The sequence below is a fragment of the Actinacidiphila sp. bgisy167 genome (assembly GCF_965342175.1).
Classification (GTDB): Bacteria; Actinomycetota; Actinomycetes; order Streptomycetales; family Streptomycetaceae; genus Actinacidiphila.
Window position 1 is genome coordinate 1 of sequence record NZ_CBDRBL010000115.1, and the last position, 15,038, is coordinate 15,038.

At 71.5% G+C, this 15,038-nt stretch carries 13 protein-coding genes and 1 pseudogene; 3 read left to right on the forward strand and 11 right to left on the reverse strand.

Features of this window, described 5'->3' with window-relative positions:
• From ACRWND_RS28445 to ACRWND_RS28465, 5 genes are all read right to left on the reverse strand, one after another.
• On the reverse strand, positions 1-207 hold a 207-nt coding region (locus tag ACRWND_RS28445), incomplete at its 3' end, for an acyl-CoA carboxylase epsilon subunit (RefSeq protein WP_431954426.1).
• A gap of 17 nt (positions 208-224) precedes the next feature.
• A complete protein-coding gene (locus tag ACRWND_RS28450) occupies positions 225-1,847 on the reverse strand; it encodes an acyl-CoA carboxylase subunit beta (RefSeq protein WP_431954428.1) in 1,623 nt (540 codons plus the stop codon).
• Positions 1,848-2,014: 167 nt separating this feature from the next.
• The gene (locus ACRWND_RS28455) at positions 2,015-2,887 is read right to left on the reverse strand and encodes an HpcH/HpaI aldolase/citrate lyase family protein (protein WP_431954430.1); all 873 of its coding nucleotides are present in this window, start codon (positions 2,885-2,887) and stop codon (positions 2,015-2,017) included.
• Positions 2,884-3,975, reverse strand: a complete 1,092-nt coding sequence (locus ACRWND_RS28460) for an HpcH/HpaI aldolase/citrate lyase family protein (protein ID WP_431954432.1) — start codon at positions 3,973-3,975, stop codon at positions 2,884-2,886. The genes ACRWND_RS28455 and ACRWND_RS28460 overlap by 4 nt, the downstream gene beginning before the upstream one ends.
• A 93-nt stretch (positions 3,976-4,068) precedes the next feature.
• On the reverse strand, positions 4,069-4,548 hold the full coding sequence (locus ACRWND_RS28465) for an N-acetyltransferase family protein (RefSeq protein WP_431954434.1): 480 nt from the start codon (positions 4,546-4,548) through the stop codon (positions 4,069-4,071).
• A gap of 67 nt (positions 4,549-4,615) precedes the next feature.
• Between ACRWND_RS28465 and ACRWND_RS28470 the strand changes: the two genes are divergently transcribed.
• Positions 4,616-5,452: an MOSC domain-containing protein gene (locus ACRWND_RS28470; RefSeq protein ID WP_431954436.1), complete on the forward strand. Its 837-nt coding sequence runs from the start codon at positions 4,616-4,618 to the stop codon at positions 5,450-5,452.
• Between the two features lie 281 nt (positions 5,453-5,733).
• Here ACRWND_RS28470 and ACRWND_RS28475 read toward each other — a convergent pair whose 3' ends face one another.
• Together ACRWND_RS28475 and cimA are read right to left on the reverse strand one after the other, a co-directional pair.
• Positions 5,734-6,042, reverse strand: a complete 309-nt coding sequence (locus ACRWND_RS28475) for a hypothetical protein (RefSeq protein WP_431954438.1) — start codon at positions 6,040-6,042, stop codon at positions 5,734-5,736.
• Between the two features lie 457 nt (positions 6,043-6,499).
• A complete protein-coding gene (cimA, locus tag ACRWND_RS28480) occupies positions 6,500-8,104 on the reverse strand; it encodes a citramalate synthase (protein WP_431954440.1) in 1,605 nt (534 codons plus the stop codon).
• 288 nt (positions 8,105-8,392) lie between these two features.
• On the opposite strand from cimA, the gene ACRWND_RS28485 reads away from it, so the two are divergent.
• On the forward strand, positions 8,393-8,548 hold the full coding sequence (locus ACRWND_RS28485; protein ID WP_431954441.1) for a hypothetical protein: 156 nt from the start codon (positions 8,393-8,395) through the stop codon (positions 8,546-8,548).
• Positions 8,549-8,621: 73 nt separating this feature from the next.
• Here ACRWND_RS28485 and ACRWND_RS28490 read toward each other — a convergent pair whose 3' ends face one another.
• From ACRWND_RS28490 to ACRWND_RS28505, 4 genes are all read right to left on the reverse strand, one after another.
• Positions 8,622-9,710 (reverse strand): branched-chain amino acid aminotransferase, encoded by a 1,089-nt coding sequence (locus ACRWND_RS28490; RefSeq protein WP_431954443.1) that lies wholly within the window; start codon positions 9,708-9,710, stop codon positions 8,622-8,624.
• A gap of 206 nt (positions 9,711-9,916) precedes the next feature.
• Positions 9,917-10,954 (reverse strand): 3-isopropylmalate dehydrogenase, encoded by a 1,038-nt coding sequence (locus ACRWND_RS28495; RefSeq protein WP_431954445.1) that lies wholly within the window; start codon positions 10,952-10,954, stop codon positions 9,917-9,919.
• 712 nt (positions 10,955-11,666) lie between these two features.
• The gene (pruA, locus tag ACRWND_RS28500) at positions 11,667-13,307 is read right to left on the reverse strand and encodes an L-glutamate gamma-semialdehyde dehydrogenase (RefSeq protein ID WP_431954447.1); all 1,641 of its coding nucleotides are present in this window, start codon (positions 13,305-13,307) and stop codon (positions 11,667-11,669) included.
• A gap of 37 nt (positions 13,308-13,344) precedes the next feature.
• The gene (locus ACRWND_RS28505) at positions 13,345-14,274 is read right to left on the reverse strand and encodes a proline dehydrogenase family protein (protein WP_431954449.1); all 930 of its coding nucleotides are present in this window, start codon (positions 14,272-14,274) and stop codon (positions 13,345-13,347) included.
• Between the two features lie 140 nt (positions 14,275-14,414).
• Between ACRWND_RS28505 and ACRWND_RS28510 the strand changes: the two are divergent.
• Positions 14,415-15,038, forward strand: a pseudogene (locus tag ACRWND_RS28510) (PucR family transcriptional regulator); the annotation flags it as partial.

The window sequence follows — 15,038 nt, forward strand, 5'->3', positions numbered from 1 at the left end:
GCTGTGGGGCGCGCTGAAGCCGGACTGCCGCTCCAGGCGGCGCCAGCCTGCCGTGGAGCGGGGCCGGACGTAGTCGGTCGCGTCCTGGCCCCGGGCCGCGGCGCGGGCGAGCAGGACAGCGGTGAGGGCAGCCAGTTCCTCGTCGCTGGCGTGGCCGCGCTCCACACGCACGAGGGCGGCGGAGGTGCTGTCGGCGGGGGTGCTCACGGGGTTCGTCTCTCCCTTTACTGGGGCGGGTTGCCGTGCTTGCGGGACGGCAGGTCGGCGTGCTTGGTACGGAGCATCGCGAGCGAGCGGATCAGGACCTCGCGCGTCTCGGCGGGGTCGATCACGTCGTCCACCAGGCCGCGCTCGGCGGCGTAGTAGGGGTGCATGAGCTCGGACTTGTACTCCTTCACCATGCGGGCGCGCATGGCGTCGGGGTCGTCGGCCTCGGCGATCTGGCGACGGAAGATCACGTTCGCGGCGCCTTCGGCGCCCATGACGGCGATCTCGTTGGTCGGCCAGGCGTAGGTCAGGTCGGCGCCGATCGACTGGCTGTCCATGACGATGTAGGCACCTCCGTACGCCTTCCGCAGGATCAGCGAGATCCGCGGCACGGTCGCGTTGCAGTACGCGTACAGCAGCTTGGCGCCGTGCCGGATGATGCCACCGTGCTCCTGGTCGACGCCCGGCAGGAAGCCGGGGACGTCCAGAAGGGTGATGAGCGGGATGTTGAAGGCGTCGCACATCTGCACGAAGCGGGCGGCCTTCTCGCTGGCCTCGATGTCGAGGACGCCGGCAAGGGAGGCGGGCTGGTTGGCGATGATGCCGACGACCTGGCCGTCGAGGCGGGCCAGGGCCACGATGATGTTGGTCGCCCAGCGCTCGTGGATCTCCAGGTACTCGCCGTCGTCGACGAGCTCCTCGATGACCTGGTGCATGTCGTACGAGCGGTTGCCGTCGGCCGGGACGATGTCCAGCAGGACGTCGCCGCGCCGGTCGGCCGGGTCCGCGGCGGGGACCGACGGGGGGTTCTCGCGGTTGTTCTGCGGCAGCATCGACAGCAGGTAGCGGACCTCCTCCAGGCAGGTCTGCTCGTCGTCGTACGCGAAGTGCGAGACACCGGAGACCTCGGAGTGGACGTCGGCGCCGCCGAGACCGTTCTGGGAGATCTTCTCGCCGGTGACGGCCTGGACGACGTCCGGGCCGGTGATGAACATCTGGGAGGTCTCCCGGACCATGAACACGAAGTCCGTCAGAGCCGGCGAGTACGCCGCGCCGCCGGCGCAGGGGCCGAGCATCACGGAGATCTGCGGGATCACCCCGGAGGCGCGGGTGTTGCGCTGGAAGATGCCGCCGTAGCCGGCGAGCGCCGAGACGCCCTCCTGGATGCGGGCGCCGGCGCCGTCGTTGAGCGAGACCAGCGGAGCGCCGGCCGAGATGGCCATGTCCATGATCTTGTGGATCTTGCTGGCGTGCGCCTCGCCCAGGGCGCCGCCGAAGATCCGGAAGTCGTGCGCGTAGACGAAGACGGTCCGCCCGTGGACGGTGCCCCAGCCGGTGATGACGCCGTCGGTGTAGGGCTTCTTCGCCTCCAGGCCGAAGCCGGTAGCGCGGTGCCGGCGCAGCGGCTCCACCTCGTTGAAGGATCCCTCGTCGAGCAGCAGCTCGATGCGCTCGCGCGCGGTCAGCTTGCCCTTGGCCTTCTGTGCCTGGGTGGCCTTCTCGCTGGGGCCGAGCCGGACCTGCTCGCGGATGGCGTGCAGCTCCGCGACGCGCCCGCGGGCGTCGTTCGCCGGCTGCGCGGCCTCTTCGGCCCCTTCGGCCCCGGCGGGCTGGGTCGGCACCTCGTCCAAAACGCTCATGCCATCGACCATACGAGCGCAGGGCCGTCGAGATCGGCGTCGACTTCGTACAGTGTCCGGACCCGCTTCATGGAGCATCTGGACAGAACCAACACAAGAAAGGCCCCGCACAGCACGTGCGGGGCCTTTTCTTTGTAGCGGTCGTCCACCCGGACTCCGCGTGAGCGCTATCGACCGGACACCGCCGCGGCCAGGGCAAGGACACGCCGGGCGTCATCCACATGGAGGTTCTCGATCATCCGGCCGTCCACGGTGACGACCCCGCGCCCCTCGGCCAGGGCCTCGTCGAATGCCTCGATGACGCGCCGCGCCCTGTCCACTTCCTCCGGCGAGGGCGCGAACACCTTGTTGCAGATCTCCACCTGCCGCGGGTGGATCAGGGTCTTCCCGTCGAAGCCGAACTGCCGGCCCTGGAGGCACTCCGCCTCGAAGCCGCTCTCGTCGGTGACGTCGTTGTAGACACCGTCCAGAATCGCCTTGCCGGCCTCGCGCGCACCCAGAAGAGCGAGGGACAGTCCCGTGAGCAGCGGGGCGCGGCCGGGGACGTGCGCGGCATGCAGCTCGTTGGCGAGGTCGTTGGTCCCCATGACCAGCACCCGCAGCCGCTCGGAGGCGGCCGCGACGGCACGGGCGTCCAGCATCGCGCGCGGGGTCTCCACCATCGCCCAGATGGCGGTGCGGTCCGGCGCTCCGGCGGCCTCCAGGGCGCGCTCGACGGCGTGCACGATCGCGGCCGAGTCGACCTTGGGCACGACCACGGCGTCCGGCCCGGCCTCGGCGGCGGCCCGCAGGTCGTCCTCGTGCCAGGGGGTGCCGGGCGCGTTCACCCGGATGGCGACCTCCCGGTGGCCGTACTCGCCGGAGGCGGCGGCCGCGGCGACCCGCTTGCGTGCGTCGGGCTTGGCATCGGGCGCGACGGAGTCCTCCAGGTCGAGGATGAGCGCGTCCGTGGGGAGGGTCTTGGCCTTCTCCAGGGCGCGCTCGTTCGCGCCGGGCATGTAGAGGACGGAGCGGCGCGGCCGCAGGATCGCGTCGGTCATCGGTTCGGCTCCAGCTCCTTGTACGCGGCCTCGTACGCCTCGGCCAGCTCCGGGTCGCGGGCGGCAAGGGCCTCCGCGAGGTCGACGACGACACGGCACTGCTTGACCGTGGCGTCGTCCTGCATCTTGCCGTCGATCATCACCGCGCCGGTGCCGTCTCCCATCGCCTCGATCACCCTGCGCGCCCAGGCCACGTCGGCCGGCTCCGGGGAGAAGACCCGCTTGGCGATCTCGATCTGCACCGGGTGCAGGCTCCAGGCCCCGACGCAGCCGAGCAGGAAGGCGTTGCGGAACTGGTCCTCGCAGGCGGTGGTGTCCTTGATGTCGCCGAAGGGGCCGTAGTACGGCAGGATCCCGTGCGCGGCGCAGGCGTCGACCATGCGTGCGATCGTGTAGTGCCACAGGTCCTGCTGGAAGGTCAGCCGCGGCTGTTCGGACTCCCCTTGGGCGTCCAGCGCGCCTTTGGGGTCCTCCCGCACGAGATATCCGGGGTGCCCGCCGCCCACCCGGGTGGTCTTCATACGGCGGCTCGCCGCGAGGTCGGCGGGGCCGAGGGAGATGCCCTGCATCCGGGGACTGGCCCCCGCGATCTCCTCGACGTTCGCCACGCCCGTCGCGGTCTCGAGGATCGCGTGGACGAGGATCGGCCGTCCGATGCCCGCCTTGGCCTCCAGCTGGGCGAGCAGCCGGTCGACGTAGTGGATGTCCTCGGCGCCCTCGACCTTGGGCACCATGACGACGTCCAGCTTGTGGCCGATCTCGGCGACGAGGGTCAGCAGGTCGTCCAGCGCCCACGGCGAGTCGAGGCTGTTGATCCGGGTCCACAGCTGGGTACCGCCGAAGTCGTGGGCCTTGGCCGCCGCGACCAGGCCGGCCCGGGCCGCCTCCTTGCGGTCGGCGGAGACGGCGTCCTCCAGGTTGCCGAGCAGGACGTCCACCGTGGAGGCGATGGCGGGGACCTTCGCCGCCATCCTCTCGTTGCTCGGATCAAAGAAGTGGATCATGCGCGACGGCCGGAACGGCACTTCCCGCACAGGGGCCGGGGCCCCCACGGCCAGCGGTCGGAAGAAGTCCTTCGCGGAACGCATGCGGTCTCCCGGGGTTCGAGGGTGGGGAGCGTACGGCGCTCACCCTATGATCCGCGGGCCTGTCTCGTTACCGGTCGGTACATGTGCCGTTGGTCACCGGGTGTCCACCGGCGCACGACGGTAGGTCAGGTCGGGCTCCCCCTCCTCGTTCGCCATCCCCGCGCTGCCCGGGACCGGGCGGAAGCCCTGCCGTTCGTAGAACGCGCGCGCCGCGGTGTTGCGCTGGAACACGTGGAGCGAGAGTGGGCCGTCCGGGTGGTGCCGCAGGACCTCGTCGAGGAGCAGGGCGCCGATGCCCCGTCCGCGTGCGTCGGGCCGCAGATAGAGGTGCTCCAGCCAGTCGCCGTCCAGGGCCGCGAAACCGAGCACGGCGCCGGTGGCGGCCTGCTCGGCCACCCACACCCGGCACTGGGCGAGGACGATGCCCGCGATCCACCGCCGGGTCTCCTCGTCGCTGTGCAGCCGGGGCAGCCAGGGCATGGCGGCCGCCCGGGAGGCGAGGAAGACCGCGGTGATCACGCCGGCGTCCACGGCCTCGGCGGGCCTGATAGATATCTCGGTGCCATCGGTCACCCGGTGACGATACGTTCGGCTCGGGACGTGGTCGAATGGTTTGACCCGCCCCGGAAGGACGAACCGTATGACCGCCGCAACCGTGCACTCGCTGATCTGCTATCCCGTCAAGGGCTGCGCCGGAGTGCCCCTGGACGGCACGGACGTCACCGCGACCGGCCTGGTCCACGACCGTACGTTCATGGTCGTCGACGCCTTTGACGGCGCCTTCCGCAGCCAGCGCACGCTGCCACGGATGGCCCTCGTGCGCGCGGAGGTCATCGACGACGGCAAGCACGTGGCGCTGTCCGCGCCCGGCGCCGGGGAACTCACGGTCGAGGCGGTGGATGAGGGCCCGCTGCGCGAGGTCAGCATCTTCGACCGGCCCCAGGGCCCGGCGGTGGACCAGGGCGAGGAGGCCGCGCGGTGGTTCTCGCAGGTGTTGGGAGCGCCCTCGCGCCTGGTGCGCGTCCGCCCCGGGTTCGACCGGGACGGCTGGGGCGAGCACCCCGGCAAGGTCAACTTCGCGGACGCCCACGCCCTCTCCGTCGCCTCGCTCGCCTCGCTGGACGACCTCAACCGGCGGATCACCGAGCACGGCGGCACTCCCGTGCCCATGGACCGCTTCCGCCCCAACATCGTGGTCGCCGGCTGGAGCGAGCCCCACACCGAGGACCGGGTGCGGATCATGGACGTCGGCACCACGCGGATCGGCTACTCCGTCCGCGCCACGCGCTGCTCCGTGCCCCTGGTCGACCAGGCGACCGGCCGCACGGCCGGTCCCGAGCCGGTGCGCACCCTGGCCGGCTACCGGAGGGAACCCGAGTTCGGCAACAGGGTGAGCTTCGCGATGAAGGCGGCGGTCCTGCGGCCGGGCGCGATCGCGGTGGGCGACCCGGTGGACGTGCGCTCCTGGGCGCACTGACGCACGTCAGTGTGCGCCGTTTTCGGGCGGCCGTTTTCGGGCGGGCGTTCCGGGCGGGCGTTCCGGGCGACCGCTCCCGGGCGGATGGGCGCCGCGCCCGCCGGTGGCGTCTGCCAGGTCGGCCCGCCGGCGCCGCCCGACGAGGTCCGGGCGATCCCGTGTCGCAGAACACCCGTCCGCACCCATGCGCCTGATCAAGCGTCAGTTCACTGACGGGTCAGTCGTCGTAGGGGCGCACGCCCGGCTGCCTCGCTGTGAGCGTGCGGCGGCCGGGCCGCGTGTCAGTCCTTGCAGGCGACGTTGTAGCCGGCGTTGTACCCGCTCAGGTAGCCCGCCTTGTACTTCGAGTTCGTGGTCTGCGGACTGTAGGAGTCGTAGTACGAGCACGTCCTGCCGTCGAACTTGCCGTCGAGCGCCCCGGCGTTGTAGCCCTGCTGGAACTTGGGGTCCTCCTTTGCGGGGGCCTCCGGCGCGGACACGGAGTGCGGCGTGTCCGCCGGTGCCGCGGTCGCCACCGCGGGCGAGAACGCCAGTGCCACGGCGGCGAGGAGCGGTGTTGCCGACACTGCGATGCTTCGCTTGGCGCGCATGACTTTCTTCTTCCCTGGAATCTGGTACGCGCGGCTGGTGCCTCGACTCGGCCGGCAGCGCGTCACAGCTCGAGGATCGGGCCGGGGCGGCATGGCACTGCGGTCCGCCGGGCACCACCTTGGCCGGACGACACCGGCCCGTACGCCGTCTGATTTGCGGGTCAGTTCATCCCCTGGGCAACGGCGTCGACATCTCGACCGTAACGAGCCGGGCCACGGGTGTCCACTTTTGGCAGCGGCGTCCACCTGCGGGCGCCGTCGCGGGACGTACGACGGACAGCGGCGCGGCGCCGCGGCGCGGCGGCGGGCAGGTCGATCCGTACGCGGCCTGACGGCCTTTCGGGGGTGGGGAGGCGGACCCGGTCGCGGCGCCTCGTCCGGGTCCGGGTCCGTCGTCTCTCCCCGCCTCGGTGTTCGGGAAACGGGTCACCGGCCGACGGCCGGCGGCCGGCGGCCGTCAGTCGTCCCGGCCCGGCTCCACACCGGCGCGCAGCAGCCCGTAGGCGTAGGCGTCCTCCAAGGCGTGCCAGGAGGCGGCGATGATGTTCTCGCCGACGCCGACGGTGGACCACTCGCAGCTGCCGTCGGATGTGGAGACCAGCACCCGGGTGATGGACTCCGTGCCGTGCCTGCCCTCCAGGATGCGCACCTTGTAGTCCACCAGCTCCAGCTTGGCCAGTTGCGGATAGGTCCGCTCCAGCGCGACGCGCAGCGCGCGGTCCAGCGCGTTGACCGGGCCGTTGCCCTCAGCGGTGGCGACGATGCGCTGGCCGTCGGCCCACACCTTCACCGTCGCCTCGTTCGCGTGGCTGCCGTCGGGGCGGTCCTCGACGATGGCCCGCCACGACTCGACGCGGAAGTACCGCAGCGGCCGGCCGTCGACCTCCTCGCGCAGCAGGAGTTCGAATGAGGCGTCCGCAGCCTCGTAGGTGTAGCCCTCGAGTTCACGGTCCTTGACCCGCCCCACCACGCGGCCGATCAGCTCGCGGTCGTCGCCGAGGTCGACGCCGAGCTCCTTGCCCTTCAGCTCCACCGAGGCACGGCCGGCCATGTCGGAGACCAGCGTGCGCATGGTGTTGCCGACGAGTTCCGGGTCGATGTGCTGGTAGAGGTCGGGGTCGACCTTGATCGCCGAGGCGTGCAGCCCCGCCTTGTGGGCGAAGGCCGAGATTCCCACGTACGGCTGGTGGGTGGAGGGAGCGAGGTTGACGACCTCGGCGATGGCGTGCGAGATGCGGGTCATCTCGGCGAGGGAGCCGGCGGGGAGCACCTTGCGGCCGTACTTGAGCTCCAGGGCCGCCACGACCGGGAAGAGGTTGGCGTTGCCGACCCGCTCACCATAGCCGTTGGCGGTGCACTGGACGTGGGTGGCGCCCGCGTCGACGGCGGCCAGGGTGTTGGCGACGGCGCAGCCGGTGTCGTCCTGCGCGTGGATCCCCAGACGGGCGCCGGTTTCGGCGAGCACGCCGCGCACGACGGCGGTGACGTGGGCGGGGAGCATCCCTCCGTTGGTGTCGCACAGGATGACGACGTCGGCGCCGGCCTCGTGGGCGACCCGCACGACCTGGGTGGCGTAGCCCGGGTTGGCCTGGTAGCCGTCGAAGAAGTGCTCGCAGTCGACGAAGACGCGGCGGCCCTTCGAACGCAGGTGGGAGACGGTGTCCCGGACCATCTCCAGGTTCTCCTCGAGCGTGGTGCGCAAGGCCAGCTCCACATGCCGGTCGTGGGCCTTGGCGACCAGGGTGACGACCGGGGCGCCCGACTCCAGCAGCGCCCTGACCTGCGGGTCCTCAGCAGCGCTGCCGCCGGCGCGGCGTGTGGCGCCGAAGGCCACCAGTTGGGCGTGCCGCAGGTCCAGCTCGGCGGCGGCACGGGCGAAGAACTCGGTGTCGCGCGGGTTGGCGCCGGGCCAGCCGCCCTCGATGAAGCCCACCCCGAAGTCGTCCAGGTGACGGGCGATCGTCAGCTTGTCGGCGACGGTGAGGTTGATGCCCTCGCGCTGCGCGCCGTCGCGCAGCGTCGTGTCGAAGACGTGAAAGCTGTCGTCCAGTACGGCCGTCATGGTTTGTTCCAACTCCTGTCGGGTGAGTGGTTCCGGAAGACCTGGCTCCACTTGCCCCCATCATCCCTCGCGCTCCGCCGTCTCCGGCGCGGGTGGGCCGGGAAACGAAAAAACCCCTCGCGGGTGCGAGAGGTCTGCGCGCGGGTCTGGGACACGGTGGTCGCCGCCGCGATGGTCTGCGGTTCTGCGATCACTGAGGACCGGCGCGCCTGTGGCCGATAATCACGGCGAACGAGGACACATCGGCAGTCTGCCACAGGACCCGCGGACGTGGGACACGGTCTCAGGATGCGGGCAACCGGCCTCACGGGTGTCCTCCGGCCGCACGGCACCCGCACCCTCGCCGACCGGCGGCGGCACGAGTACGGCATCGCGACCGCGCTGCTCCCCTGGGCCCGGCGCACCGGGCGCGCCCCGCACCACGGAACGCGCCGGCCGCCATGAAGAGCGGCGGCACACGAAACGATGCGGCGCCGCGGGGAAGTCCCCCTGCGGCGCCGCGTACCTACGCGGGCGGTCAGCCGCCCAGAGGGTGCATCCAGCCGTGCGCGTCGGGGGCCTGGCCGGTCTGGATGTCGAGCAGCGCCTTGCGCAGCTTCATCGTCACCTCACCGGGGCGGCCGTCGGCGACGGTCCAGTCGGCGCGGGTGGACTTCACGGAGCCGACCGGCGTGATCACCGCTGCCGTGCCGCACGCGAAGACCTCGGTCAGCGATCCGTCCGCGTTGCCGTTCTTCCAGTCGTTCACGGAGATACGGCCCTCACTGACCTCGTAGCCGAGGTCGGCGGCGATGCGCAGCAGTGAGGCGCGGGTGATGCCGGGCAGGAGGGAGCCGGTGAGCTCGGGAGTGACGATCTTGTCCCCGTACACGAAGTACAGGTTCATGCCGCCCATCTCCTCGATCCAGCGGCGCTCGATCGCGTCCAGCCACACGACCTGGTCGCAGCCGTGCTCGATGGCCTGGGCCTGCGCGACCAGCGAAGCGGCGTAGTTGCCGCCGGCCTTCGCGGCGCCGGTGCCGCCCGGCGCGGCACGGACGTACTCCTCGGAGAGCCAGACGGAGACGGGCTTGACGCCGCCGGGGAAGTAGGCGCCGGCCGGGGAGGCGATGACCATGAACAGATACGCGTTGGCCGGCCTGACACCGAGGCCGACCTCGGTGGCGAACATGAACGGCCGCAGGTAAAGCGACTGCTCACCCTGGCTGGGCACCCACGCCTTGTCCTGGGTGACGAGCGCGTCGACGGCGGCGATGAAGGTCTCGACGGGCAGCTCGGGCATGGCCAGGCGCCGGGCGGAGGCCTGGAAGCGCTCGGCGTTGGCCTCGGGGCGGAAGGTGGCGACGGACCCGTCCGGCTGCCGGTAGGCCTTGAGTCCCTCGAAGATCGTCTGCGCGTAGTGCAGCGTCATGTTCGCCGGGTCGATGGAGAGCGGCGCATACGGCACGAGCTCCGCGTCATGCCAGCCCCGACCCTCGGTCCAACGGATCGTCACCATGTTGTCGGTGAAGTAGCGGCCGAAGCCGGGGTTGGCGAGGATCGCCTCGCGCTGCGCGTCGGGCAGCGGGTGTGAGGAGGGCTTGAGCTCGATCGTGGGCGTCGTCATGTGTGGTGTCCTTCGCGTCAGGGTCGTAGCGGACCGCACCCGCGTCCCCCAGCTGATAGGACGTCCGAGTTTCCCCTCGCACAGCGGCCCCACCGCCGATTATCGCAGCGGCGGAGCCGGGGACACACATGCGCGGCCCGACGGATCATGGTCAGTCGTGGTCTGGTCGCTGACCGGCCGGGCCGACTGGCGGGCTGACCCGGCGGTCAGCCGGCTACTCGTGCGGCGAGCGCGTCGCCGATCTCGGAGGTGCCGCGCGTCCCGGAGCGCTCGGCGAGGTCCGCGGCGACGGCGGCCTCGATCCGCTCGGCCTCGGCGGTGTATCCGAGGTGCTGCAGCAGCATGCCGACCGAGAGCACGGTGGCGGTCGGGTCGGCCTTGCCTTGGCCCGCGATGTCCGGGGCGGAGCCGTGGACCGGCTCGAACATCGAGGGGAAGGCGCCGCTCGGATTGATGTTGCCGCTGGCGGCGAGGCCGATGCCACCGGTGACGGCGGCGGCCAGGTCGGTGAGGATGTCACCGAAGAGGTTGTCGGTGACGAGCACGTCGAAGCGCTCCGGCTGGGTGACGAAGAAGATCGTCGCCGCGTCGACGTGCAGATAGTCGGTGGTGACGTCGGGGTACTCCGCACCGACCGTGTCGAAGATGCTCTTCCACAGGTGGCCGGCGTGCACGAGGACGTTGTTCTTGTGCACCAGCGTCAGCTTCCTGCGGGGGCGCGCCTGGGCGCGGGCATAGGCGTCCCGCACGACGCGCTCGACGCCGAACGCCGTGTTGAGGCTGACCTCGGTGGCCACCTCCTGCGGCGTACCGGTGCGCAACGAACCGCCGTTGCCGACGTACGGGCCCTCGGTGCCCTCGCGGACGACGACGAAGTCGATGTCCGATTCGCCGGCCAGCGGACTCCTCACACCCGGGAACAGCCGGGAGGGCCGCAGGTTGACGTGGTGGTCGAAGGCGAAACGGAGCTTCAGCAGCAGCCCGCGCTCCAGGACTCCGGAGGGCACCGACGGGTCGCCGACCGCGCCCAGCAGGATCGCGTCGTGCGCCTTGAGCTGCTCCAGCTCCGCGTCCGGCAGGGTCTCACCGGTCTCGTGCCAGCGCTTGGCGCCGAGGTTGTACTCCTTGGTCTCCAGCTTCACGTCCTGGGGAAGGACGGCGGAGAGGACCTTCAGGCCCTCGGCCACCACCTCCTGGCCGATTCCGTCACCGGGGATCACTGCGAGACTGATGCTGCGAGACATGACGGAAACCCTACTCTGCCGTCCATAGAATGACACGCGACGTCCGCATGGCGGACGTGGCGCGTACTCGCCGGGCACCGCCGCGCCCCGCGGCCGCGCCCGATCGGCGCCAACCGTCCGCGCACGCCGGAGCGCGCGCCTGATCCACGGTGACGGGGTGTCGGAGGACGCCGCTCCCCGCCCGCGCCGTCGGACGGAGGCAGCACGACGGCAGGGCGGGCCGGGCCGGCGCGGTGCGCCGAAGGGGCGGCGGGCGGATCGCTCACCACACCATCGCTCGGACGGCCAGATAGGCCAGGCGCCGCAGACGGCTGATCCGCCGGGGCACGACCAGTGCGCTCATCGCGGCTCGTGCCCCGTCGAGCCACCGTTGTCACGGCGGTCCAGCGCGCGCTGGAGGGCCTCCGCGGCGTTCTTGCGGGCAGTCTCGTCCATGGTGAACAGCTCCTGGAGAAGAAGAGGAGGGTTGTGTCGCCATAGAACGGGGCGGGGAGCGGCGCTGCAGGGGGTGACCTGCGTGCGGTGCGCGGCCCTCGTCCGCCGGTCGCTGGTGGAGCGAGACGTTCGGCTTCTACAAAGCTAGGGCAGCGCAGCCGATCTGTCTCCACAATTACTCGGACTTCCTACTATCTGAGACGGCGAAGGCCCGGCGCCCCGCGGATCGCGGGTGCCGGGCCCTGCCCCTTGCGGGCTCGTCCGGGTGACGCGGAGGTCAGCCCATGTGCGGGTAGCGGTAGTCGGTCGGCGGCACCAGGGCCTCCTTGATCGAGCGGGTCGACGTCCACCGCAGGAGGTTCTGCGCGGCGCCGGCCTTGTCGTTGGTGCCCGAGGCGCGGCCGCCGCCGAAGGGCTGCTGGCCCACCACGGCGCCGGTGGACTTGTCGTTGATGTAGAAGTTGCCCGCGGCGAAGCGCAGCTTCTCCATGACGTGGGCGACGGCGGCCCGGTCACGGGCGATGACAGAGCCGGTCAGCGCGTACGCGGCCACCGATTCCATCTGGGTGAGCATCGCCTCGAAGGCGTCCTCGTCGGCGTCGTCGTACACGTACACGCCGAGGACCGGGCCGAAGTACTCCTCGCGGAAGATCTCGTTCTCCGGGTCGGAGGAGACCAGCACGGTCGGCCGGACGAAGTAGCCGACGCTGTCGTCGTAGGTGCCGCCGGCGACGACCTCGACGGTCGGGTCGGACTTGGCGCGGTCGATGGCGGCCTTGTTCTTGGCGAAGGCGCGCTCGTCGATCACGGCGCCGATGAAGTTCGACAGGTCGGTGACGTCACCCATGGTGAGGCCGTCGACCTCGGCCGCGAACTCCTCCTTGAAGCCGTTCTCCCACAGGGAGCGGGGGATGTAGGCGCGGGATGTGGCGGAGCACTTCTGGCCCTGGTACTCGAAGGCGCCGCGGGTCAGCGCGGTCCTCAGCACCGCCGGGTCGGCCGAGGGGTGGGCGACGACGAAGTCCTTGCCACCGGTCTCGCCGACGATCCGCGGGTAGGAGCGGTACTTCTCGATGTTGTCGCCGACCGTCCGCCACAGGTGCTGGAAGGTCCGGGTGGAGCCGGTGAAGTGGATGCCGGCCAGGTCCGGGTGCTCCAGGGCGACCTCGGAGACGGCGATGCCGTCGCCCGTGACCAGGTTGATGACGCCCCTGGGCAGCCCGGCCTCCTCCAGCAGCTCCATCAGCAGCACGGCGGCGTGCGTCTGGGTCGGGGACGGCTTCCATACCACCACGTTGCCCATGAGCGCCGGGGCGGTCGGCAGGTTGCCGGCGATCGCGGTGAAGTTGAAGGGCGTGATCGCGTAGACGAAGCCCTCGAGCGGGCGGTGGTCGAGGCGGTTCCAGACGCCCGGGGCGTTGGCGATCGGCTGCTCGGCCAGGATCTGGCGGGCGAAGTGCACGTTGAAGCGCCAGAAGTCGACCAGTTCGCAGGGGCTGTCGATCTCGGCCTGCTGCGCGGTCTTGGACTGGCCGAGCATCGTGGAGGCGGCGATCGTCTCGCGCCAGGGGCCGGCCAGCAGGTCGGCGGCGCGCAGGATGATGGCGGCGCGGTCGTCGAAGGACATGGCGCGCCAGGCCGGGGCGGCGGCCAGCGCGGCCTCGATCGCGTCGCGGGCGTCGTCCTGGGTGGCGTTGGCGTAGGTGCCGAGGCGGGCGCCGTGGTTGTGCGGCTGCACGACGTCGAAGCGCTCGCCGCCGCCCATCCGCTTCACGCCGCCGATGGTCATGGGCAGCTCGACCGGGTTCCCGGCCAGCTCCTTCAGCTTCGCCTCCAGCCGGGCCCGCTCCGGGCTCCCCGGGGCGTAGGAGTGCACCGGCTCGTTCACCGGGGCGGGGACCTGGGTCACAGCGTCCATGGAAGACATCTCCTTGTGTCCTTGTGGGGTCGTGGGCTCAGCGGGTGGGGAGGAAGGACCGCAGGAAGAAGGCCAGGTTCGCCGGCCGCTCCGCGAGACGCCGCATGAAGTACCCGTACCAGTCTGCTCCGTAGGGGACGTAGATGCGCATGCGCTCGCCCTCCTCGGCCAGGCGCCGCTGCTCGGCGGTACGGATGCCGTACAGCATCTGGAACTCGTACGAGCCCTGCTTGCGGCCGTGGCGGTGGGCGAGCTCCTGGCTGATGGAGATCAGCCGCGGGTCGTGGGACCCGATCATCGGGTAGCCCTCGCCCGCCATGAGGATCTTCAGGCAGCGCACATAGGCGCGATCGACCTCGGCCTTGTCCTGGTAGGCAACGTCGGCGGGCTCCTTGTAGGCGCCCTTGACCAGGCGCACCCGGGAGCCGGCGACGGCGAGGTCGCGGGCGTCCTCCTCGGTGCGGAAGAGGTACGACTGCAGGACGGCGCCGGTGCCGGGGTGGCGCCGGCGCAACTCGGCGAGGATCGCGAGGGTGGAGTCGACCGTGGTGTGGTCCTCCATGTCCAGCGTGACGGTGGTGCCGATCTCGCTCGCCAGCTCTGCGACGGGCCGGACGTTCTCCAGCGCGATGTCGTGTCCGCCGGCCGGAAGGGCCTGCCCGAAGGCCGACAGCTTCACGGAGACCTCGGCGCGGGCGCCGAGGCCCTCGGCCATGAGGGCCTCCAGCAGCCGCAGATAGGCGTCGCGGGTCGCGAGCGCGGTCGCCTTGTCCGTCACGTCCTCACCGAGGTGGTCGAGGGTGACCTCCAGGCCGGAGGCGGTCAGCGAGCGCACGGTGTCCATGGCGGGCGCCAGTTCGTCACCCGCGATGAAGCGGTTCACCACGGGTCGGGTGATCGGTGCGCCCGCGACGACGCGGCGCATACGGTCGCTGCGCGAGGCGGCGAGCAGCACGGGACCCAGCACGGTCTCCTCCTGGATGAAGGGCTGCCGGGGGCAGGCAGCGTCGCCGTGAAATCTAGGATTCACCTACCCCGCCCGCCATCGACAGCTGTCACGCATCCGATCGGCGTCCCTCATACAGATGTATGAGGGACAATGGCGGCGTGCGCGGTGACTACCAGGAGCTGGTCGACGAGGTCTCGGCGCTGCTCGGCGCCCCCGCGACCCTGGAGGACCGCGACTTCCGGCTGATCGCCTTCGGCGCGCACGACAGCGACGACGACAGCGCCATGGACCCGGTGCGCACCCGGTCGATCCTCACCCGCCGCTCCACCGCCGAGGTCCGCTCGTGGTTCGAGCGCTTCGGCATCGCCCGCGCCACGGCACCGGTCCGTATCCCCGCGCACCCGGCCGCGGGGGTCTTTCGGCCCCGGCTGTGCCTGCCGGTGCGGCACGGCGGCGTGGTGCACGGGTACGTGTGGCTGCTGGACACCAGCGGGCCCACCGAGGCCCAGCTGGAGGCGGCCATGTCGGTGGCGGCCCGCATCGGCGCGCTGCTCGCCGCCGAGTCCCGCGCGGGCGCCGACGCCGGCCGGGCGCTGGGCCGTCTGCTCGGCTCCGCCCCCGGGCCCGGCCGCACGGCCGCCCGCGCGGCGCTCGCGGCCGCGCTCGGCCCGGACGCGGACGAGGCCCACGCGGTGGTGTGCGTTCTGCCCTGGTCCGGCGGCGACGGCGACGCCCCGGGGCCGCGCGGCGTGCCGGGCGCCGCCGCGCTGTGCGTGGTGCCG

Coding starts and splice junctions, on each gene's coding strand:
- ACRWND_RS28470 (WP_431954436.1), top strand. CDS start 4,616: ATGACCGCCGCAACCGTGCACTCGCTGATCTGCTATCCCGTCAAGGGC.
- ACRWND_RS28495 (WP_431954445.1), bottom strand. CDS start 10,954: ATGTCTCGCAGCATCAGTCTCGCAGTGATCCCCGGTGACGGAATCGGC.
- cimA (WP_431954440.1), bottom strand. CDS start 8,104: ATGACGGCCGTACTGGACGACAGCTTTCACGTCTTCGACACGACGCTG.
- ACRWND_RS28490 (WP_431954443.1), bottom strand. CDS start 9,710: ATGACGACGCCCACGATCGAGCTCAAGCCCTCCTCACACCCGCTGCCC.
- pruA (WP_431954447.1), bottom strand. CDS start 13,307: ATGGACGCTGTGACCCAGGTCCCCGCCCCGGTGAACGAGCCGGTGCAC.
- ACRWND_RS28485 (WP_431954441.1), top strand. CDS start 8,393: ATGCGGGCAACCGGCCTCACGGGTGTCCTCCGGCCGCACGGCACCCGC.
- ACRWND_RS28450 (WP_431954428.1), bottom strand. CDS start 1,847: ATGAGCGTTTTGGACGAGGTGCCGACCCAGCCCGCCGGGGCCGAAGGG.
- ACRWND_RS28455 (WP_431954430.1), bottom strand. CDS start 2,887: ATGACCGACGCGATCCTGCGGCCGCGCCGCTCCGTCCTCTACATGCCC.
- ACRWND_RS28460 (WP_431954432.1), bottom strand. CDS start 3,975: ATGCGTTCCGCGAAGGACTTCTTCCGACCGCTGGCCGTGGGGGCCCCG.
- ACRWND_RS28475 (WP_431954438.1), bottom strand. CDS start 6,042: ATGCGCGCCAAGCGAAGCATCGCAGTGTCGGCAACACCGCTCCTCGCC.